The sequence below is a fragment of the uncultured Microbacterium sp. genome (genome assembly GCF_963524805.1).
Classification (GTDB): Bacteria; Actinomycetota; Actinomycetes; order Actinomycetales; family Microbacteriaceae; genus Microbacterium.
This window is the reverse complement of record NZ_CAURGG010000008.1, coordinates 100681-120841: the sequence shown is the minus strand read 5'-3', so window position 1 is coordinate 120841 and position 20161 is coordinate 100681. Positions and strand designations below refer to the sequence as shown.

24 protein-coding genes are annotated in these 20161 nt (G+C 69.0%); 5 read left to right on the top strand and 19 right to left on the bottom strand.

The window, feature by feature from the left end:
• Positions 1-5: 5 nt before the first annotated feature.
• Complete coding sequence (locus tag RWQ91_RS14305) at positions 6-2006, bottom strand: ABC transporter ATP-binding protein (RefSeq protein WP_314507386.1); 2001 nt, start codon at positions 2004-2006, stop codon at positions 6-8.
• 83 nt (positions 2007-2089) lie between these two features.
• Positions 2090-2731, bottom strand: a complete 642-nt coding sequence (locus RWQ91_RS14300; protein ID WP_314507255.1) for a DUF1345 domain-containing protein — start codon at positions 2729-2731, stop codon at positions 2090-2092.
• Between the two features lie 125 nt (positions 2732-2856).
• Here RWQ91_RS14300 and RWQ91_RS14295 point away from each other — a divergent pair, with 125 nt between their 5' ends.
• Positions 2857-4380 carry a DHA2 family efflux MFS transporter permease subunit gene (locus RWQ91_RS14295; protein ID WP_314507252.1) on the top strand — a complete coding sequence of 508 codons (1524 nt, stop codon included), beginning with the start codon at positions 2857-2859 and terminating at the stop codon, positions 4378-4380.
• Between the two features lie 53 nt (positions 4381-4433).
• On the opposite strand, the gene RWQ91_RS14290 is transcribed toward RWQ91_RS14295, so the two are convergent.
• The 10 genes from RWQ91_RS14290 to RWQ91_RS14245 all read right to left on the bottom strand — a co-directional run bounded on the left by RWQ91_RS14290 (position 4434) and on the right by RWQ91_RS14245 (position 11052).
• Positions 4434-4946 (bottom strand): hypothetical protein, encoded by a 513-nt coding sequence (locus RWQ91_RS14290; RefSeq protein ID WP_314507250.1) that lies wholly within the window; start codon positions 4944-4946, stop codon positions 4434-4436.
• A 72-nt stretch (positions 4947-5018) separates the two neighbouring features.
• Complete coding sequence (locus RWQ91_RS14285; RefSeq protein WP_314507248.1) at positions 5019-5144, bottom strand: hypothetical protein; 126 nt, start codon at positions 5142-5144, stop codon at positions 5019-5021.
• Positions 5145-5187: 43 nt separating this feature from the next.
• On the bottom strand, positions 5188-6036 hold the full coding sequence (locus RWQ91_RS14280) for a DNA-formamidopyrimidine glycosylase family protein (protein ID WP_314507246.1): 849 nt from the start codon (positions 6034-6036) through the stop codon (positions 5188-5190).
• Positions 6037-6129: 93 nt separating this feature from the next.
• On the bottom strand, positions 6130-6483 hold the full coding sequence (locus RWQ91_RS14275) for a hypothetical protein (RefSeq protein ID WP_314507244.1): 354 nt from the start codon (positions 6481-6483) through the stop codon (positions 6130-6132).
• 101 nt (positions 6484-6584) lie between these two features.
• On the bottom strand, positions 6585-7295 hold the full coding sequence (locus RWQ91_RS14270) for a GAF and ANTAR domain-containing protein (RefSeq protein ID WP_314507242.1): 711 nt from the start codon (positions 7293-7295) through the stop codon (positions 6585-6587).
• Positions 7292-8002 (bottom strand): GAF and ANTAR domain-containing protein, encoded by a 711-nt coding sequence (locus RWQ91_RS14265; RefSeq protein WP_314507240.1) that lies wholly within the window; start codon positions 8000-8002, stop codon positions 7292-7294. Before RWQ91_RS14265 ends, RWQ91_RS14270 begins: the two co-directional genes overlap by 4 nt.
• A 42-nt stretch (positions 8003-8044) precedes the next feature.
• Positions 8045-8539, bottom strand: a complete 495-nt coding sequence (locus RWQ91_RS14260) for a metallophosphoesterase (protein WP_314507238.1) — start codon at positions 8537-8539, stop codon at positions 8045-8047.
• A 28-nt stretch (positions 8540-8567) separates the two neighbouring features.
• Entirely contained in the window at positions 8568-9131 is a 564-nt protein-coding gene (locus tag RWQ91_RS14255; protein WP_314507236.1) for an alpha/beta hydrolase, read from the bottom strand.
• 55 nt (positions 9132-9186) lie between these two features.
• Positions 9187-10260 carry a redox-regulated ATPase YchF gene (gene ychF / locus RWQ91_RS14250; RefSeq protein WP_314507234.1) on the bottom strand — a complete coding sequence of 358 codons (1074 nt, stop codon included), beginning with the start codon at positions 10258-10260 and terminating at the stop codon, positions 9187-9189.
• Positions 10261-10302: 42 nt separating this feature from the next.
• Complete coding sequence (locus RWQ91_RS14245) at positions 10303-11052, bottom strand: class I SAM-dependent methyltransferase (RefSeq protein WP_314507233.1); 750 nt, start codon at positions 11050-11052, stop codon at positions 10303-10305.
• 64 nt (positions 11053-11116) lie between these two features.
• Between RWQ91_RS14245 and RWQ91_RS14240 the strand changes: the two genes are divergently transcribed.
• Entirely contained in the window at positions 11117-11731 is a 615-nt protein-coding gene (locus RWQ91_RS14240) for an exonuclease domain-containing protein (RefSeq protein WP_314507229.1), read from the top strand.
• A gap of 3 nt (positions 11732-11734) precedes the next feature.
• Here the strand turns inward: RWQ91_RS14240 and RWQ91_RS14235 are convergent, their stop codons facing one another.
• Positions 11735-12142 (bottom strand): VOC family protein, encoded by a 408-nt coding sequence (locus RWQ91_RS14235; protein ID WP_314507228.1) that lies wholly within the window; start codon positions 12140-12142, stop codon positions 11735-11737.
• A 10-nt stretch (positions 12143-12152) separates the two neighbouring features.
• Positions 12153-12593 carry a helix-turn-helix transcriptional regulator gene (locus tag RWQ91_RS14230; protein ID WP_314507226.1) on the bottom strand — a complete coding sequence of 147 codons (441 nt, stop codon included), beginning with the start codon at positions 12591-12593 and terminating at the stop codon, positions 12153-12155.
• Between the two features lie 53 nt (positions 12594-12646).
• On the opposite strand from RWQ91_RS14230, the gene RWQ91_RS14225 reads away from it, so the two are divergent.
• The gene (locus RWQ91_RS14225) at positions 12647-13987 is read left to right on the top strand and encodes a DNA recombination protein RmuC (protein ID WP_314507223.1); all 1341 of its coding nucleotides are present in this window, start codon (positions 12647-12649) and stop codon (positions 13985-13987) included.
• 11 nt (positions 13988-13998) lie between these two features.
• Here RWQ91_RS14225 and RWQ91_RS14220 read toward each other — a convergent pair whose 3' ends face one another.
• Together RWQ91_RS14220 and glpX are read right to left on the bottom strand one after the other, a co-directional pair.
• On the bottom strand, positions 13999-14208 hold the full coding sequence (locus RWQ91_RS14220; RefSeq protein WP_314507222.1) for a UDP-N-acetylmuramyl pentapeptide phosphotransferase: 210 nt from the start codon (positions 14206-14208) through the stop codon (positions 13999-14001).
• A 152-nt stretch (positions 14209-14360) separates the two neighbouring features.
• Positions 14361-15350: a class II fructose-bisphosphatase gene (gene glpX / locus RWQ91_RS14215; RefSeq protein ID WP_314507220.1), complete on the bottom strand. Its 990-nt coding sequence runs from the start codon at positions 15348-15350 to the stop codon at positions 14361-14363.
• A 182-nt stretch (positions 15351-15532) separates the two neighbouring features.
• Between glpX and fbaA the strand changes: the two genes are divergently transcribed.
• The gene (gene fbaA, locus RWQ91_RS14210; protein ID WP_314507219.1) at positions 15533-16561 is read left to right on the top strand and encodes a class II fructose-bisphosphate aldolase; all 1029 of its coding nucleotides are present in this window, start codon (positions 15533-15535) and stop codon (positions 16559-16561) included.
• A gap of 3 nt (positions 16562-16564) precedes the next feature.
• Here the strand turns inward: fbaA and RWQ91_RS14205 are convergent, their stop codons facing one another.
• Genes RWQ91_RS14205 through RWQ91_RS14195 form a run of 3 tightly spaced genes read right to left on the bottom strand, consistent with a single transcriptional unit; the run spans position 16565 to position 18790 of the window.
• Positions 16565-17116, bottom strand: coding sequence for an MOSC domain-containing protein (locus RWQ91_RS14205; protein ID WP_314507216.1), 552 nt, complete (start codon positions 17114-17116; stop codon positions 16565-16567).
• Positions 17117-17153: 37 nt separating this feature from the next.
• Positions 17154-17732 carry a DUF6264 family protein gene (locus RWQ91_RS14200; RefSeq protein WP_314507214.1) on the bottom strand — a complete coding sequence of 193 codons (579 nt, stop codon included), beginning with the start codon at positions 17730-17732 and terminating at the stop codon, positions 17154-17156.
• On the bottom strand, positions 17729-18790 hold the full coding sequence (locus RWQ91_RS14195) for a 4-hydroxy-3-methylbut-2-enyl diphosphate reductase (RefSeq protein ID WP_314507213.1): 1062 nt from the start codon (positions 18788-18790) through the stop codon (positions 17729-17731). The genes RWQ91_RS14200 and RWQ91_RS14195 overlap by 4 nt, the downstream gene beginning before the upstream one ends.
• A gap of 91 nt (positions 18791-18881) precedes the next feature.
• On the opposite strand from RWQ91_RS14195, the gene xseA reads away from it, so the two are divergent.
• A complete protein-coding gene (xseA, locus tag RWQ91_RS14190) occupies positions 18882-20156 on the top strand; it encodes an exodeoxyribonuclease VII large subunit (RefSeq protein WP_314507384.1) in 1275 nt (424 codons plus the stop codon).
• Positions 20157-20161 lie beyond the last annotated feature (5 nt).

Below are 20161 nucleotides of genomic sequence, written 5' to 3'. Positions count from 1 at the left end.
GCATGTCACATGCGCGGGAGCTCGACGGAGCCGGTGAGGACCGCCACCGGATCGTCCACGGGAACAGGCACCGGCTCATCCGGCGCCCGATCCGCGCGGCGCGCGGGGCGCCCGACGGCCGGCTCGGTGGCCTCCACCTCGAGGATGCGCGATGCCGCGAGCTGCTGCGCGGCGAGGTCTGCGTACAGTCCGTTCTCCGCGAGCAGAGTCGCATGCGTGCCGGACTCGACGATGCGCCCGCCGTCGACCACGTGGATCACATCGGCTCCGATCACCGTGGAGAGGCGGTGCGCGATCGAGAGGGTCGTGCGGCCGCGGGCCGCGGCATCCAGCGCCTCCTGCACGACGCGCTCCGACACGGTGTCCAGCGCAGAGGTCGCCTCGTCCAGCAGCAGCACCGGCGGATCCTTCAGCAGCACCCGCGCGATCGCGATGCGCTGCTTCTCTCCGCCCGAGAGCCGGTAGCCGCGCTCGCCCACGATGGTGTCGTAGCCGGATTCGAAGCCCGTGATGATGTGGTGGATGTTGGCCGCGCGGCAGGCCTCTTCCAGCTCTTCCTGAGTGGCATCCGGCTTGGCGTACAGCAGGTTCTCGCGGATCGTGGCGTGGAAAAGGTAGGTCTCCTGCGAGACGATGCCGACGTGATCGATGATCGATTCCTGCGTGAGGCGGCGGACGTCCTCGCCGGCGAACAGGACTGCGCCGCCGGAGGCCTCGTACATGCGCGGAGTCAGGTACAGCACCGTCGTCTTGCCCGCACCGGACGGCCCGACGAACGCCACGTGCTGACCGGGATCGGCCGTGAACGAGATCCCCTGCAGGGTCGGGCGGCCATCGGCCGCGGCATCCGGGTACCGGAAGACGACATCGCGGAATTCGATCCGCCCGATCGGTCCCGGTGCCTCTGCCACCGTGGTCGCGTCCGGGGCATCGCTGATGGCCGGCACGAGGTCGAGGTACTCGAAGATGCGAGCGAACAGGGCCGCGGAGGTCTGCACGTCCAGCGCCACCCGCATCAGACCCATCAGGGGCATGAGCAGGCGCGCCTGCACCGTGGTGAACGCGACGATCGTGCCGGCGGTGATGACGTCGGTTCCTCCGGTGATGAGGTAGCCCGAGACCAGGTAGATCACGGCGGGGACGCTCGCCATCAACACCTGGACGACCGCGAAGAAGCCCTGGCCGCTCATCGCCCGCCGCACCTGGAGACGGACCTGGTTCACGTTCTCGGCCCCGTAGCGGGCGGACTCCGTGCGCTGCCGGTTGAAGGACTTCGACAGCAGGATGCCGGACACACTGAGCGTCTCCTGCGTGATGGAGGTCAGCTCCGAGAGCGACTCCTGGGTCTCGCCGGCGATCCGCGCGCGCACCTGCCCGACCCGTCGCTGCACGATCACCAGGAACGGCATGAGCACGACGGCGATGAGCGTCAGGCGCCAGTCGATGATGATCATCGCGACGAGCGAGGCGATCACGGTGACGACGTTGCCCAGGATGCTGGTGACGGTGTTGGTGAGCACCCCCGAGACCCCGCCCACGTCGTTCTGCAGCCGTGACTGGATCACACCGGTCTTGGTCCGGGTGAAGAAGCCGAGCTCCATGGCCTGCAGGTGCTCGAAGAGCTTCACGCGCAGGTCGCCGGTGACCCGGTTGCCGACGGTCGAGGTGAACCACGTCTGGAGCACGCCGAGTGCGGCCGAAAGCACGAACAGGCCGACCATGATCAGCACGAGCCGGAGCAGAAGCGCGAGATCAGGCGGACCGCCGTCAATCGGGAACAGCGCCTGGTCGAAGATCTGCTGGACGATGAGGGCAGGCACGACCGCGATGGCCGCGCCCGCGATCACCAGGATGCCCGTGACGAGGATCCGGAACCGGTAGGGGTGGAAGAGGGCGATCACCCGTCGGCCGAGATGCGGGATGCGCGGAGCCTCGGCGTTCAGCTTCTTCTGGGCGTCGATGTCGACCGGGCGGAATCCCCCTCCGCCACCGCCCCTGCCGCCCATGCTCACGCCCGTAAGCCTACGGTCGTGCGCCGACTCGGGGGTTGGTGCACGCTCTCGGCGGAATCTCGCGGCGAGACGCGGGATCAGCCGAGATCGATCACCAGGTTGACCACGGTGCCGATGATGACGGCACCGAACAGGTACGCCAGCAGCGACTGGGCGATCACGAGGCGCCGGATCTCGTTCGTGCGGACCGCGCTGTCCCCCACCTGATAGCCCATGCCGATGCCGAGGGAGAAGTAGGCGAAGTCGGTGTACGAGGGATCCTCCGCCTGGTTGAAATCGATGCCCCCGACCGGGTCGCCGTAGTAGAGGTGGGCGACGCGCAGCATGTAGTCGGCCTGGATGAGCGCCCACGACGCTCCGACGCTCACCACCGCGATCGCCGCGAGCAGATACGACTCCAGCTCGGAGGTGTTCTGGGTCTGTACGAGGGCAACCGCGACGGCGGCCAGGCTCGCCACGCTGCCGATCAGCGCCACGAGGCGCGCAGCCGATCGCCCCGGGTCCTCCTCCCTCGCGTGCGCACGGGTGCGTGCGGCATCCATCGGCCAGATCAGGATCGCCAGCCAGGCGACGCTCGTCCCCGCGAATCCGGACCACCCGGCGAGCAGTCCGGCCGCGATCCCGAGGAAGGGCATCACCACGATCGCCGCCACCACGCCGACCAGGACGGCGACGATCGAACGAGTGAGCACGCCGGCGCGGACGGAACTGACAGCCATACCGCATGTTTTCACGCGAACCGGGAATGCCGTGTCCGACGGGGCCGTTATGTTGGGGGCTTGTACTTTTCGTGTGACCCGCCTACGGGATGGCTGTCGTGCACGCCGACCTCCAGGAGACGCCCATGGCCACCACCGACACCGCCCCGGGAACCGACAGCATCCGTGTTCCCGCCGCTGCGAACGCCGTACTGAGCCGCGCCGACAGCCGGATCATCTGGCTGCTTCTGGGCGCGGCCTTCGTCGCGATCCTCAACGAGACGACGATGGGTGTGGCGATTCCGCACCTCATCGACGACCTCGGCATCACCGCCGTGGCCGCGCAGTGGCTCACGACGGCCTTCATGCTCACGATGGCCGTGGTCATCCCGATCTCCGGCTTCCTGCTGCAGCGCTTCACGACTCGGCAGGTGTTCATCGCCGCGATGGGGCTCTTCTCGCTCGGCACGCTGATCGCCTTCCTCTCCCCCGGCTTCCCGATGCTCCTGGTCGCGCGCGTCGTGCAGGCTTCGGGCACCGCGATCATGATGCCCCTGCTCATGACGACGCTGATGACCCTGGTTCCCGCGCATTCCCGCGGCCGGATCATGGGCCGCGTGAGCATCGTGATGTCGCTCGCGCCGGCGATCGGGCCCACGATGTCGGGTCTTCTGCTGGACTCCGTGGGCTGGCGCTGGATCTTCGGCATCGTCCTGCCCATCGCGCTGGTCGCACTCGGGGTCGGCATCCGCTGGATCCACAACCTCGGCGAGCCGACCGCGGCGCCGATCGACGTCCCTTCGATCATCCTGTCCGCCCTCGGGTTCGGCGGCATCGTCTTCGGGCTGAGTCAGCTGGGCGGCGGTGCTGCGCACGGCGACAGCGGAGCGGATGCCGCAGCCGCGGATGCCCTGTCGGCCATCACCCTGTCGGTCTCGTTCGGCGTGGGCGTGATCGCGCTCGGCCTGTTCATCTGGCGTCAGCTGATCCTGCAGAAGACCGACCGCGCTCTGCTGGACCTGCGGGTGTTCCGCTCGCTCAACTTCTCGCTCGCGATCGCACAGATGGGGCTGCTCTCGCTCGCATTCTTCGGCGCGATCACCGTCGTGCCGCTGTACATGCAGAGCGTCCTGCAGGTCTCGGCCCTCACCACGGGCCTGGTCGTCTTGCCGGGAGCCCTGGCGATGGGCCTGGCGGGTCCTGTCATCGGCCGCATCTACGATCGGTGGGGCACGCGAGTGCTGCTGATCCCCGGCTCGATCATCGCGAGCGGCATCCTGTGGTTCTACACGACCTTCGACGAGTTCACGCCGATCTGGGTCATCGCGGTCTCGCAGACGGTGCTGTCGATCGGCCTGGCCCTGTCGTTCACACCACTGTTCACGGCGTCCCTGGGCTCGCTGCAGCCGCGCTTCTACTCCTACGGGTCGGCGGTCCTGGGCACCGTTCAGCAGGTCGCCGGTGCGGCGGGCATCGCGCTCATGATCACGATCATGGCATCGGTCACCGCTGGCGCGATCGAGGGCGGCGCGGGCGAGGCGGCGGCCGGGGCGCAGGGCGCTCAGGCCGCGTTCACCATCGCCGCGATCGTGTCGCTGCCCCTGATCATCGGCGCTTTCCTGATCCGCAAGCCGGCCGACCAGCAGGGGCCCGTTCCCGCCGCCCACTGACCGCGTTCGTCGGGTCGTGAAGTGAGCGACGGACCGACACGGCGCGCAGGATCTCAGTGGTGGATGAAGGCCTTCAGGAAGATCAGCACGCCTCCGAAAGCGGCAGTCAGCAGGGCGCTGGCCAGGCGCAGCCAGAAGTGCCTGGTCCACTTGGCAACGGCCAACCAGCCGAGGATTCCGAGGGCCAGTGAGTCGATGAACAGGGCGAACCACACCGCGCGGTCATCATCCACGACGCGGGTAACGCCGAGCAGCAGCACCGCCACCGGAGCGAGCGAGATCAGCAGCATCCCGAGTGAATGGTGTACGGCGCCGCGGATGCTCTCGGGCAGTCCGGCCTTGCCGTCGGTCGCCGCGAGGCGCGCGAGGGTTCCCGCGTAGACGTGTGCGCAGAAGAAGACCAGCACCGTTACGACCACCGTCACCAGGGCACTCAGAGAAGTGCCCGTGAGGTTGTAGCTGACGACGATCATGCCTGAGACGAGGATCAGTCCATAAATGGCCTCTTCGGACATGAGGATGCGGGTCACCTTGGGCGTCGTACCCAGCAGCTTCTCGTCACTCATCGCACACCTCCTCCGCCACTGCGGCAGAACGACGCGGTGTTCTCAGTCGCCCCAGTGGGGCGACCGCGAACCTCAGTTGCCGGTGCCGCAGGCGGAACCGCCGCAGCACGAGGCACCGGACTCGGTCACCGTGAGCAGATTCTTGTCCTCGCCGACGGGGAGAAGGGTCAGGGGGGAAGGCTGCTGCGACGTGGTCATGGATCCATCGTAGCCGCGCCCGTGCCGACGTCGCGTCAGTGGGTCAGGCGAGTACTGTTCCGCCGGTCTGGCACGTCGGACAGTACTGCGCGGCGGCGCCGGACGACGTGAACTCGCGGATCTCATCGCCGCAGACCGGGCAGGCCGCTCCGGTCTTGCGGTGCACGTGAAGTGCGGCGTGCTTGGCCGCCCGCAACTCGGAGGGCGCGACCCCGACTCGAGCCGCTGTCGCCTCCATCAGCACCGCACGCGTCGCATCCGCCAGCCCAGCGACCTCGCGGGGAGAGAGGCGGGCGGCGTGCGTGAGAGGTGAGATCCGCGCGGCGTGCAGGATCTCGTCCGAGTATGCGTTGCCGATGCCCGCCAACGCGGTCTGATCCTGCAGCAGGGCCTTGATCTGCTTCTTGCGGTTCCCCACGATCGCACGGAACCGGTCGGCGTCGAATTCCTCCGACATCGGGTCGAGGCCGAGCTTGGCGACAGCGGGGACGTCGGAGGGATCCGCGACGAGGTGGATCGTCAGCATCTTCCACTGCCCGGCATCCGTGAGGTCGAGACCTGACCCGTCATCGAGCCGAACCCGCGCCATAAGGGTCGCGTCGCCGGCTCGCTTCAGATCCTCGGGCACGAGATCGTGCCACAGGACCCATCCGTCGTGGCCGAAGTGGACGATCACGTGCAGCGGTGCGCCCGCAGCGTCGAGCGTCGCCACATCGATCATCTTTCCCACCCGCGAGACGCGGGCGATGCGGCGGCCGACGAGATCGCCGGGCGATGGCTGCGACGTCTTCAGCGCCTTCGGCAGCAGGACATCGAAGGAACCCACCGTTCGACCGGTCGTGTGGGCGGTGAGGAACGAGGCGAGCTCCTGCACCTCGGGTGACTCGGGCATGCCCCCATGCTGGCATGAACCCCCGACCGGTGTCGGAGTCGCCGGGCTGCGCAGACCGCGTCCGACCCCGCCCGCAGCAGGCTCGAGCGAGGATCAGATCAGTTCGTCCCAGTCGGGTTCCCGAGCTCCCAGAGGAGGCACGTACGCCGGCACGAGCACGGCGGAGTGGCGTCGAGCACCGAGCTGGACAGCCTTGTGCTGCATCGTCAGGACGGTCTCGATCTCCGTCGGCTCGTCGTCGAAGTGGGGACCCGAGACCGCCGCGGTGTCGGTGAGCCAGCCGATCCTCAACTGGATGCGCCGACGAGTGCCGTCGGTGGCGATGAAGGGCAGGTCGACGACATCGACCGCGTGGCAGCGGGCGAGTGCGAGAGCGTAGTCGGTGACGGCGTCGGCGATCTCGGTTCCGGTGGCGAAGGACCCGATCGTGGTCACGATGGTCTTCATGCAGACCTCCCGGTCAGACGTTGAACACGCCACCGGGGCCTGGGATGACTCTTTCGAGTCTACGAGGTCGGCTCACGGTGCACCAGGGCACCCCCGAAGGGTCAGAGGTGCAGCGTCCGGTTCACGATGCGGGCGGCAACGAGACTCAGGCCCGTGCTGTGACTGCGGGCGTATCCGCGGATGAGCGTGAACGCCTCGTCGATGCTCACCCCGCGCGTGTGAGAGACGACCCCCTTGGCCTGCTCGATCACGATGCGGCTGTTCAGCGCGGACTGAAGCTGCTCCGTGAGGACGGTGCTCTCGCGGACCGTGCGCTCGTGCAGGATGCCGATCGTCGCGACGTCCGCGAAAGCCTGTGCGGCCGCGACGCTCTCCTCGGGAGCGGCGCCGGGGCTCTCGCGCATCAGATTCAGTGTGCCGATCGTCGTGTCGCGCAGCCGCAGAGGCAGCGCGTCCATGGAGTGGAACCCCTGTCGCAGCGCACTGCCGCGGAATTGCCACCACTCCTGTTTGGAGTCGGCGATATCGGGCACCGACACGCGTCGCCCGGAGCGGAAGCTCTCGATGCAGGGACCTTCCTCTGCGCTCAGCTGCATCACCTCGACCAGCCGGCTCGCCTCGCTCGTCGAGGCGATCACCTCGAGTTCCCCGTTCTCGTCGGCGAGGAGGATTCCCGCGGCCGTGGTGTCCAGCACATCCCGACAGGTGTCCACGAGCAGCTGCAGCAGGTCGACGACGTCGTAGTCGGCGACCAGTGTGTCGGCGAGCGTGACGAAGGTCTCGAGCAGGCGCCGCTGCATGGCCTCGTTCATTCGGCGACCTCGATCCGGCTCCCGTCGCGGACGAAGCGCAATCTGCCGTCGATGATGTCCTGCGCCACCTCCATCATGGGCCTGCTGGTGGCGAAGGCCTGCCCCTGGATCACGAGTCGTGCGTCGTCGGCCGAGAGGTCGAGCTGCGCAAGCACCACGCCCGAGGCCTGATGCACGATCCGACGCGAGAAGGCGGTGACCGCCTCGCCCTCCTCCGCCCCGATGGCGTTCAGCGCCCGCCGGAGAACGTGTCGGCTCACGACCTGGGCGAGCGCGCCGGCCTGGCGCGCCTGCGCGCCACTGAGGTGCACGGGATGAACCGAGTAGAGGTCGACGGCGCCGAAGCGGACGGGGCCGACACCCAGCGGAAAGGCGAACAATGACGCGACCCCGTCTCTCACTGCCGACTCGGCGAACGCAGGCCACCGCGCCGAGGCGCCGGAGCGGATCTCCGGCACGAGCACCGGCTGGGCCGCCCGCATCGCGTCCCAACAGGGGCCCTCGCCCAGGTCGAACTGCAATTCATCCAGCCGGGCAGCGAGAGCGTCGGAGGCTGCGAGGGTTTCGCTGCCGAGGACCTCGCCGACCGTCGAGACCGCGGCGCCGCCCACGGGAAAGACCGACAGGAACGCCTCGTAGTACCCTTCCAGCCGATCCGGCTGGCTCTCGAGCACCTCCATCGCACCGTCGAATGCCTCGCTCGTCATGATTCCACGGTACCCCTCGCGGTTCGAGACGTCATCGACCGCTCAGATCTGGTGCAGCTCGACGTCGATGAGTGCTGCGTCGCTGACGACCGCCGTCATCATCGTGCAGCGAGGCTGGCGTCGGCGATCCGTCGGCGAGCCCGGGTTGAGCAGTCGGAGCCCGCCGGGCGTGACGGTGTCCCAGGGGATGTGACTGTGACCGAACACCACGACGTCCGCGTCGGAGTAGGCGGCATCCGCCCGCGCGTGGCGGCGCTGCGCGTCACCGGTCTCGTGTACCACGGCGAACCGGACCCCCTCGATCTCCCGTCGGGCGACCTCCGGAAGGCGCGCCCGCAGGTCGGGGCCGTCGTTGTTGCCGTACACGCCGAGCACGTCGCCATGCTGCTCCAAATCGTCCAGGACGGATGCCGCCACCCAGTCCCCCGCGTGGACGATCAGGTCCGCGGCATCGGCGGCGGTGCGAACCGCCGCGGGCAGCGCGCGGGCACGCCCGGGGATGTGGGTGTCGGAGATGAGGAGCAGACGTGTCGACACCGACCCGAGGCTACGTCATCCGCCTCGCTCAATCCCAGTCCAGGTACTCCTCGATGATGAAGGCCGTCTGGATGGGATGCGTCCGGGGGAAGTGGTGGCCGGCGCCGTCGAGATTCTTCACGCTGGCGCGTTCGGGTGCCGTGGCCTGGAGCCTCTCGCCGTTCGAGCGCGGGGTCAGCTCGTCCTCGCTGCCCTGGATGATCAGCACCGGCATCAGCGGGGGCAGCGCGCGTTCGTCATCGTCGACTCCGAGCAGGAGCAGGCCGTTCGTGCGCTCGGTGTGGGATTCGGCGAAGCTCCGGGCGACCGCACCGCCGGCGCCATGACCGCCGACCCAGGTGTGCTCCAGACCGATCTCCGACAGCACCGCCACCGCGCCCTCGACGCGCTCCTCCAGGCTCGGGGAGTCCGCCGGGGACCCGATTCGCACGACGTGGAAGCCGGCTTCCTCGACGAGGTAGTGCGAGATGACAGCCAGCCCGTCCGTCTCGAGGTCGCTCTCGGAGAACAGCACAAGCGAGACCGGGCCCTCGCCCTCGACCGCGAACGGGATGGCGCGGCCGGCGGGCTCGAAGATCGTGGTGACGGTCATCGAAGGATCCTTTCGGAAGGGTGGCGGTGCGCACGGGCGGCAGCCCGGTGCACGATCAGACGTTGAAGCGGAACTCCACGACATCGCCGTCGTGCATGACGTACTCCTTGCCCTCCAGGCGCGCCTTGCCGCGATGACGCGCTTCGAGCACCGAGCCGGCCGCGACGAGGTCGTCGAACGAGATGACCTCGGCCTTGATGAAGCCCCTCTCGAAGTCCGTGTGGATGACCCCGGCAGCCTGCGGGGCCTTGGCGCCCTGGGGGATGGTCCACGCGCGCGCCTCCTTCGGCCCGGCCGTCAGGTAGGTCTGCAGGCCGAGGGTCTCGAAGCCGATGCGGGCGAGCTGGTCGAGCCCGGACTCGTCCTGGCCGGTGGAGGCCAGCAGCTCTGCGGCGTCCTCGGGATCCAGGTCGATCAGCTCGGATTCGATCTTCGCGTCGAGGAAGACGGCGTGGGCCGGCGCGACGAGCGCCTCGAGGGCGTCCTTGGCGGCGGCATCCGTCAGAATCGCCTCATCGACGTTGAAGACGTAGATGTAGGGCTTGGCCGTCAGCAGTCCCAGCTCCTTGATCGGCGCGAGATCCAATCCGGAGTGCGAGAGCAGGATGCCGCGCTCCAAGGCATCCTTCGCCGCGACGGCTGCCTCGAGCACTGACGCATCGGCCCTCTTGGTCTTGACTTCCTTCTCGATGCGCGGAATCGCCTTCTCGAGGGTCTGGAGATCGGCGAGCTGGAGCTCCGCGTTGATCGTCTCGAGGTCGTTCTTCGGATTCACTCCGCCTTCGACGTGCACGACGTCATCGTCGGTGAAGCCGCGCACGACCTGCGCGATCGCATCGGCCTCGCGGATGTTGGCGAGGAACTGGTTGCCGAGACCCTCACCCTCCGATGCGCCCCTCACGATGCCGGCGATGTCCACGAACGAGACTGTCGCGGGGAGGATGCGCTCGGAGTGGAACACCTCGGCGAGCTTCGCCAGCCGCGGATCAGGAAGGCTCACGACGCCGACGTTCGGCTCGATCGTGGCGAACGGGTAGTTCGCGGCGAGCACGTCGTTCTTGGTCAGCGCATTGAAGAGGGTGGACTTGCCGACGTTGGGAAGACCGACGATTCCGATAGTGAGAGCCACGGGAGTCCAGTCTACGTGGGGCGGCGGTGCCCGCTTTCGGGCCTACGGTCGGACGGACCGGTAGGCGCGCGTGACGTACGGCAGATCGACGACCCGGTCCCCGACCGCTCCGATCTCATCGAAAAGCGTCTCCAGGCGCACCTCGATCGCCGCCCGGTCATCGGGTGCGGCGGTGATGAGGTAGCTGCGCGAGCGGGCCATCGCCAGGAGGGTCTCCCGGTTCATCGGTCGCGTCCACCGCCATTGCTCGGCTTCGAGCTCGCCGAAGGGCTCTGCCACGAGCGGGTCGCCCTCGGCGAGCACCTGTTCGGCGTGACTGCCGTGCATGATCTCGGTGAGCCGCGCCACCCAGGGCACCGCCTCGTCGCGGATGTTCCACACCAGCCCGAGCACTCCCCCGGCCCTGAGCACACGACCGGCCTCCGCCGAGCCCGCGGCCGCGTCGACCCAATGCCACGCCTGTCCGAGCAGGACGGCATCCACGCTCGCATCGGGAAGCGGCAGGCGCTCCGCCGAGCCCACGAAGGTGGGAACCCCGTGCACGTGCTCGCGCAGCACCGCGAGCATCTTCGGGTCCGGGTCGACGGCGACCACCTCGGCGCCGAGTTCGACCGCGGCCCGGGTGAGCTTGCCCGTCCCGGCTCCCACGTCGGCGACCCGGATGCTGCGCTCACCGCCGACGACGGGCTGCAGCATCCAATCCACCGCCTGGATCGGGTAACCGGGCCGACCCGACTCGTATGTCCGGGCCTCGGACCCGAACGACAGCGACATGTCCTCGTTGCTGGCCATGTGCAGAACACTATGCCCGGCGCGCCTGCGCCGCCGGGGGCAGAGCCGAGGCGACGCTGAGGGGGTGTCCCTGGATTTCACCGCGATCGACTTCGAGACGGCGAATTCCAGCAACGCGTCGGCGTGCGCGGTGGGCCTCGCCCGCGTCCGGGACGGTCGCGTGGTGGCCACCGCCGGTTGGCTGATCCAGCCTCCACCCGGCCACGACCGGTTCTTCGAGCTGAACACCGGCATCCACGGGCTGCGCGCCGAGGACGTCAGAGGGGCCAAGACGTGGAGTGAGCAGCTCGGCGACCTGGCCGCGTTCGCCGGGGCCGATGTGCTCGTCGCCCACAACGCGGGCTTCGACATGATGGTGCTGCGGCGCGCGTGCGAGGCGACCGGAGACGTTCATCCGCCCTATCGCTACGTCTGCAGCCTGCAGGTGGCGCGCAAGCTCTACGACCTGGACTCCTACCGGCTGCCCTCGGTCGCCGCGGCCGCCGGTTTCATCGACTTCGCGCATCACGATGCCGCGGCAGACGCGCTGGCGTGCGCGCACATCATGATCCATGCGGCCGAGCTGGTCGGAGCCAAGGACATCGCCGGTCTGGCGGAAGCCGCGTCCGTCCGCGTCTCGCGCGTGCACATCCCCGAGTCCGCCGACCAGCTGCTGCCCCTGGTCGGCGCGGTCGCCTGAGGGCTAGGCGGGCGCCTGGGCGATCCGCAGCATGTTGCCCGACGGGTCGCGGAACGCGCAGTCCCGCTGGCCCCAGCCCATATCGATGGGCTCCTGCAGGACTTCGGCTCCCGAGGCGCGCACGCGCTCGAACGTCTCGTCGAGGTCGTCCGTGTTGAACACGAGCATCGGCAGCACGCCCTTGACCAGCAGCTCCTGCATCGCGTCGCCGTCAGCCTGCGATCGGCCGGCGTGCGGATCGGACAGCACGATGCCCAGGCCCGGCTGCGCGGGCGTGCCGAGCGTGACCCAGCGGTGCCCTCCCGAGGCGACGTCATTGGTGACTTCGAGCCCCAGGGCATCCCGGTAGAAGCCGATCGACTCGTCGATGTCGGCCACGGTGACGTTGGTGAACTGCAGTGCGATCGTCATGCCTGCGACGCTACGCCGCGCTTCTGGCCCGCACTTCTCCGATCGTGCTCGATGATCCCCGCGCCGGTCGGGTGTGGGCCTTGGCCACGCACGAGGGCATGGCCTCGACCGCCGAGTGCTCGCGCGCGCGGTACGCCGAGGCGGTTTCGCCGACGACCTCCGCGAACCTCGAGCTGAAGGAGCCCAGCGAGGTGCAGCCGACGGCCATGCAGGCATCCGTCACCGTCGTCCCCGCGCGCAGGAGCGCCATCGCACGCTCGATGCGGCGGGTCATCAGGTAGCTGTAGGGCGTCTCGCCGTATGCGGCGCGGAACTGCCGGGAGAAGTGCGCCGGCGACATCAGGGCCTTGGCCGCCATGGTGGGCACGTCGAGCGGCTGGGCGTAGTCCCGGTCGATCAGATCGCGCGCACGCCGGAGGTGCGCGAGATTCGCGAGCTCCTGCGGTGTCATGAAACCGACGGTATCACCGGCCCGATGTCGGCTGCACAGGGCATCATCGGCACATGGATGCACTCACCGTCTCGATTCTCGTGCTCGGCTGCCTGGCCGCCGGAGCCCTGGCGGGGTGGTTCGCCGGCGGCGCACGAGCCACGACCCGAGCCGGGCTCGCCTCGGGAGAGCTGCGGGCCCGGCTGGCTGCGAGCGACGCCGCGCGGCAGGGTGTGCAGGCGCAACTCGACCACCAGCAGCTGCTTTATCGCGAGCTGGCGGCCCAGGCGCGCGGCGACCAGGCGCTGCGCGAAGAGCGCGAGCGCCGCGAGCAGACGGTGCTGCGAGCCCTCGCTCCGGTGCACGAGACCCTGCAGTCCATGCAATCCAAGGTCGACGACCTGGAACGCGACAGGCACGCGCAATTCGGCACGCTGGCCGAGCAGCTGCGGCAGGCTCAGCAGTCCGGCGAGGCGCTGCGGGCCACCACCGAGTCGCTCGCGAGCGCGTTGCGATCGGGCAGCGTGCGCGGGGTGTGGGGCGAGACGCAGCTGCGGCGCGTCGTCGAAGCAGCGGGTCTCACCCGGTACATCGATTTCGATACCCAGACATCGATCCAGTCGGATGCCGGGGCCGGCCGCCCCGACATGGTCATCCGCCTGCCCGGCGACAAGGCGATCGCCGTCGATGCGAAAGCACCCCTGGACGCGTACCTCGAGGCCAGTGCGATCCCGCTCACCGCAACGGGAGAGGAGGGTGCACGGCGGCGGGCGCTGCTTCAGAAGCACGTCAAGGCAGTCCGGGCGCACATCGACGCGCTCGCCCGGAAGACGTACTGGGCGGGTCTGGCCTCGAGCCCCGAGTTCGTCGTGTGCTTCGTGCCGAGCGAGTCCCTCCTGGCCGCCGCCCTCGAAGAGGATCCCGCCCTGCTGGATTACGCGTTCGGCCGGCGCGTCGCGCTCGCATCGCCCGTGAATCTGTGGGCGGTGCTCAAGACGGTCGCCTACACCTGGACGCAGCAGGACGTGTCGCAGGAAGCGCGCGCGCTGTTCGACCTCGGCAACGAGCTCTACGACCGGCTCGGAACGCTCGCCGGCCACGCCGATGACCTCCGCCGGGCGCTGGAGCGGACGGTGGACAGCTACAACCGCTTCGCCGGTTCGCTGGAGTCCCGGGTCCTGGTCACGGCCCGGCGGTTCCCCGGCATCGACCAGACCAAGCTCGATGCGCTGGCTTCGCCTCCGGTGATCGCGCGCGCACCGCGTCGGCTCACGGCACCCGAGATGCTCGATGGCGCGCTCTCCGACGACGACCTCGCGCGGAGTGATCCGGATGCCGGGGAATCGGCATCCCGCGGGAGGGTGGCCACCGCGGATCTGGGCGAGGTGCGCGGCCGGATCACCTCGGCGGACTGAGCACGATCAGGTCAGGCGCCGCCGGGGACGAAGCTGAGCAGCGCCACCACCGCGACGGACACTGCGGCGAAGGCGCCGATCATCCACCACGCCGAGATCTGGTGATCCTCGTCACGCCGGACGCGGAAGAGCACGTCGGGCCGGCGAGCGGGATCCGTCGCGTCGGCGACCACGGCGATCGCGCCCGTCTGCGGCTTGGCACCGCCGGCCTGTGCTGACATCTGGGCCCCCTCGGGTCTGAGAACACTGCTGCATCCTCATCGACACCGTCACGATTCTGCCAGAGATCGCCGCGCGAAGACATCACGACTCAGCTTCGAACACGCGATCCGTCACCCGTCGACACTGACGTGACCGCCGCTCGCGGATCCCGTCAGAGCCACTTCGAGGTGAGGTGCTCCGAGACGATCCGCCGCAGGGTGCCGGACCGTCCGCGCAGGACGACGCTCTCGCTGTAGATGAAGTCGCCCTCGCGGCGCACCCCGGCAACGAGCTGGCCGTCGGTGACCCCGGTGGCCACGAAGATCGTGTTCTGCCCGGTCACGAGCTCGTCGGCCTCGTACACGTAGCCGTCGGTCTTGAGGCCGTGATCGGCGCCCTTCTGCTTCTCGTCGTCGTTGCGCGGCCAGAGGACGCCCTGGATGTGGCCGCCGAGCGCCTTGATGGCGCAGGCTGTGACGATGCCCTCGGGGCTGCCGCCGACGCCCACGCACATGTCGGTGCGCGCATTGTGGCGCGCCGCATTGATTCCGCCGGCGACGTCGCCGTCGGACATGAGCCGGGTCCCGGCTCCCGCCTCGCGGATCTGTGCGATCAACTGCTCGTGCCGCGGTCGGTTGAGCACCGAGACCACCATCTCGTCGATCGGCTTGCCCAGCGCCTGGGAGAGCAGGCGGATGTTCTCGCCGATCGGCAGGCGGATGTCCACCACGCCCACTCCGGCCGGCCCGGTGACGAGCTTGTCCATGTAGAAGACGGTCGAGGCGTCGAGCATCGTGCCGCGGTCGGAGACGGCGATCACCGACAGCGCGTTCTGGCGACCGGCTGCCGTGAGGGAGGTGCCGTCGATCGGATCGACCGCCACGTCGCACTGCGGGCCGCGCCCGTTGCCGACCTTCTCGCCGTTGAACAGCATGGGCGCTTCGTCCTTCTCGCCTTCGCCGATCACGATCGTGCCGTCGAAGTTGACGGTCGTGAAGAAGGCGCGCATCGCGTCGACTGCCGCGGCATCCGCGGCCAGCTTGTCCCCCCGCCCGATGAAGGGCACCGCGCGGATCGCGGCCGCCTCCGTGGCACGCACGAGCTCGAGTGCGAGGTTTCGGTCGGGATGCAGCGGACTCATGTCGGCGTTAAGGCTCACCATGACGTCAGCCTAGCCAGTGGTGTCCGGGCCACTCCGAGGATTCGACCCTCGTCCGAGCGAAGGAATCGGCAATCTTTCGACGTGGATATCTCGGGCGCTCCGGCCCGACGGTCATCGCCTCTCGACCGGCGGGCGCCCTTCGCTAGAGTGACGTGGGAACCCCGCACACACAAGGAGCCGTCATGCCCGTCGCCACCCCCGAGCAGTACGCTGACATGCTGGACCGCGCGAAGTCGGGCGGTTTCGCCTATCCCGCGTTCAACGCGTCCAGCTCGCAGAGCGTCAACGCGATCCTGCAGGGCCTGACCGAGGCCGGGTCCGACGGCATCATCCAGGTCACCACCGGAGGGGCGGATTACTTCGCCGGTCACACCGTCAAGGCGCGCTCGACCGGCGCGCTCGCCTTCGCGAAGTTCGTCCACGAGGTCGCCAAGAGCTACCCCATCACGGTCGCGCTGCACACGGACCACTGCCCGAAGCCGGCGCTGGAGGATTTCGTCCTCCCGCTCATCGCCGAGTCGGAGAAGGTCGTCGCCGACGGCGGTCAGCCGATCTTCCAGTCGCACATGTGGGACGGCTCGGCCGTCCCGCTCGATGAGAACATCGAGATCGCCAAGGAGCTGCTGCCGCGGCTGAAGGCCATCAACGCGATCCTCGAAGTCGAGATCGGGGTCGTCGGCGGCGAGGAGGACGGCGTCAAGCACGAGGGCTCCAACGAGGCGCTGTACACGACGGTCGCCGACGTCACCAAGGCTGTGGAGGGTCTCGGCCTCGGCGAGAACGGCCGCTGGATCGCCGCGCTGACCTTCGGCAACGTGCACGGGGTCTACAAGCCCGGCAACGTGAAGCTGCGGCCCGAGCTGCTCGGCGAGATCCAGGAGGGCATCGCGGCGAAGTTCGGCACCGGCCCCAAGCCCCTGGATCTGGTCTTCCACGGCGGCTCCGGGTCGACGGACGAGGAGATCGCGCTGGCGGTCGCCAACGGCGTGATCAAGATGAACATCGACACCGACACGCAGTACGCCTTCACCCGTGCCGTCGCGGGATTCATGTTCCAGAACTACGACGGCGTGCTCAAGGTCGACGGCGAAGTGGGCAACAAGAAGGCCTACGACCCCCGCGCCTGGGGCAAGGTCGCCGAGTCGGCGATGGCCGCCCGCGTGCTGCAGGCCACGCAGCAGCTCGGCTCCGCGGGCAAGTCGGTCAGCTGAGCCCTACGCGGGATCCACGTACGCGTCGAGCAGGCCCGGGGCGCCGTCCGGACGCGAGAGCACCTCGATCGGGTCCCCGGCCTGAACGAAGCCGTTGCGCCGCACGCGCAGATAGGGTCCGAGACGGCGCTCGGCGGAGAAGCGCTTCACCCAGCCGCGCTGCTCGGGACCGCCGACCCAGCGGGCGAACGTCTGACACGGCGTGCGGGGCATCGTGACCTCGACGGTGCACGCCTCCCCGATGCGCCACACCTCGCCGATCCGCGCCGCGTTGACATCCAGTCCCTGGGTGCGCAGGTTCTCCCCGAAGAAGCCCGGCGGCAGCTCTCGGCCCAACTCGGACTCCCAGAAAGCGGCATCCTCTTCGGCGTAGGCGTAGAGCGCCTTGTCGAGCCCGCCGTGATGCGTGCGGTCCGCCTGCACGTCGGGGCCGACGCCGAACCGGCCGATCCTCACTCGGCCCTGCAGAGGCCGCTTGTCGATCGCGGTGACGCGATCTCGGCCGCCGTCCGGGTGCAGCTCGGCGACGGCGCAGACAGCGACAAGACGGGGCATCCGGTCATCCTACGACGGGCCGGTCTTCCCGCCGGAGTCAGCGCGCGCTGTCGAGGATGGCGTTCCACAGGGTCGGATCGGACACGATCGGCACCATCAGGAGCACTCCGGTGATGACGGTGAAGACGGCGCCGGCCACGAGGGGAATCCACCACGTGATGCGTCCGCGTGCCAGAGACCGCCACGACACATACGCCGTCAGCAGCCAGCCGATCGCCAGGACCAGTGCCGCCGTCACTCCCCACGGCCGACCCGCGGCCGGGTCGGCGAGCTCGCCGTCGACGCCCAGCAGGTTCAGCACGGTGCTCACGTAGCCGCCGTAGTCGATCATGCTCGGGATGCTGGTCACCACGTTCACGAGTGCGTAGACCAGCAGCGCGATCGTCACCACGCGGTCGGTGAACCGTCCCCGCGTCATCGCGCCCGCAGCGGGCGCCGTTGCGGGCTTGGTCGCCAGTGACGGCGAATCGGCCGGTACGGCGCCGTGCAGAGCGTCGGGGTCCTGACCGGTCTCTAGCAGGCGAGTGAGGTCGGGCTGCTTGATGCGTGCGCGCTGCTCCTCGGGAGTCGCATACTCGCCGTACTGCGGGCGCGGGCGCTCTCCGGGCTCGCTCATCCGGTGGTCCGTCCCCCGAGGGCGCGCTCGTCGCGTCGACCCGCGGCATCCTGTCGGAGTTCCTTCGGCAGCGAGAACATGAGGTCCTCCTGTGCGGTCTTGACCTCTTCGATGTCGCGGTATCCCGCGTCGGCGAGGTCGTCCAGCACCTCCTGGACCAGAACCTCGGGCACGGACGCGCCGCTGGTCACACCGACGGTCTCGACGCCGTCGAACCACTCCTGCTTCACCTCGTGCGCGTAGTCGACCCGGTAGGCGGCCTTCGCGCCGTACTCGAGCGCGACCTCGACCAGGCGCACGCTGTTGGAGGAGTTGGCCGAACCCACGACGATCACCAGATCGGCATCCTTCGCGACCTTCTTGATGGCCACCTGGCGGTTCTGGGTGGCGTAGCAGATGTCATCGGACGGCGGGTCCTGCAGCTGCGGGAAGCGCTCGCGCAGACGGCGCACCGTTTCCATCGTCTCGTCGACCGAAAGGGTCGTCTGCGAGAGCCAGACGACCTTCGAGGGGTCGCGCACCGCGACGATGTCGGCGTGCTCGGGCGAATTGACGATCGTGACGTGCTCGGGCGCCTCGCCGGCGGTGCCCTCGACCTCCTCATGACCCTCGTGGCCGATGAGGAGGATCTCGAAGTCGTCGCGGGCGAATCGCACAGCCTCGCGGTGCACCTTCGTCACGAGAGGGCACGTCGCGTCGATGGCCTGCAGGCCGCGATCGGCGGCCGCCGACACCACGGCCGGGGACACACCGTGAGCACTGAAGACGACGTGCGCGCCCTCGGGGACTTCGTCCACCTCGTCGACGAAGATGGCGCCTGCCGCTTCGAGCTCGGTCACGACGTGGATGTTGTGCACGATCTGCTTGCGCACGTACACCGGAGCGCCGAAGCGCTCCAGAGCTTTCTCGACCGCGATGACGGCACGGTCGACGCCGGCGCAATAGCCGCGGGGGGCCGCCAGCAGCACCTTCTTCTGTCCCTGGACCGGGATATCCTGGAGGCGCTCGCGCCGCCGCGGGATGCGGGGGACGGGCAGACGGACAGCCGAAGTGCTCACATCCCGAGTCTACGGGGGCGGCCTGTGCGGGGGCCGTGCACACAGCCCCCTCGACTGTGCTCAGAGCGGACGGATGACCCGAGAGGACCGGATGACGACGTTCCAGGCAGACCCCGTTCCCGGCGAGCCTCCTCCCCCCGACTCGGTCCGTCCGCGCGAGTCGACCTCCGAGGCTCCGACCTCCGTCGCACGGCTCAATGACACGATCCGCGGCTTCATCGAGACGTGGGGCTCCGTGTGGGTCGAAGGCGAGATCACCTCGTGGAACGTGCGCACCGGCAACGTCTTCGGGCGCATGAAGGATCTGGCCACCGATGCCACGATCTCGTTCCGCATCTGGTCGAGCACACGCCAGCGCCTGCCGGCGGACCTGTCGGTGGGCGACCACGTGATCGCCTGCGTGAAGGCGGACTACTTCGTCAAGTCCGGTGACTTCAGCTTCTCGGTGTCCGCCATGCGCCACGTCGGACTCGGCGACCAGCTCGAGAAGCTCGAGCGCCTGCGCTCCGCGCTGCGCGCCGAAGGCCTCTTCGACGCGGCACGCAAGAAGCCGCTTCCGTTCCTGCCGCATGTGATCGGTCTGATCACCGGGGAGCGCTCCGACGCCGAGAAGGACGTCCGGCACAATGCCGAGCTGCGCTGGCCGCACGTGCGCTTTCGCACCGCTTATGCGTCGGTGCAGGGCGACCGCTGCGTACCCGAGACCATCGGCGCGCTCAAGGCGCTCGATTCGGACCCCGCGGTGGATGTGATCATCATCGCGCGCGGCGGCGGAGACCCGCAGCACCTGCTGGGGTTCAGCGACGAGCGACTGCTTCGCGCCGTGGCGGCGGCATCCACCCCCGTCGTCAGTGCGATCGGCCATGAGAACGACCACCCACTGCTCGACGACGTCGCCGACCTGCGCGCGTCGACCCCGACGGATGCCGCCAAACGGGTCGTTCCGGACGTCGTCGAACAGCGCGCAGTGGTCGCCCAGCTGCGGTCACGACTGACCAGCCGGCTGTCCCAGCGGGTCGGCCACGACATCGCCCAGCTCGAGCAGCTTCGCTCGCGGCCGGTGCTGCGTGCCCCCGAATCCATGATCGACGCCCGCTCGCAGCAGCAGTGGCTGCTGATCGCGCGCGGGCGGGACGTGATCGACCGCCGCCTCGAGTCGCAGGCGCGGCGTACGGCCGAGCTGCGCGCGGCGCTGAGGACGCTCTCGCCCGCCTCCACTCTGGCCCGGGGATACGCGATCGCGCATCTGACCGATGGAGTGATCGTGCGGGATGCCGAACAGGCGCCGCCGGGAGCGGCCGTCCTCGTCACGGTCGGGCGAGGGTCGTTCGCCGCCCGTTCCGACGGGCCGATTCCCGAGCCGTAGACCGA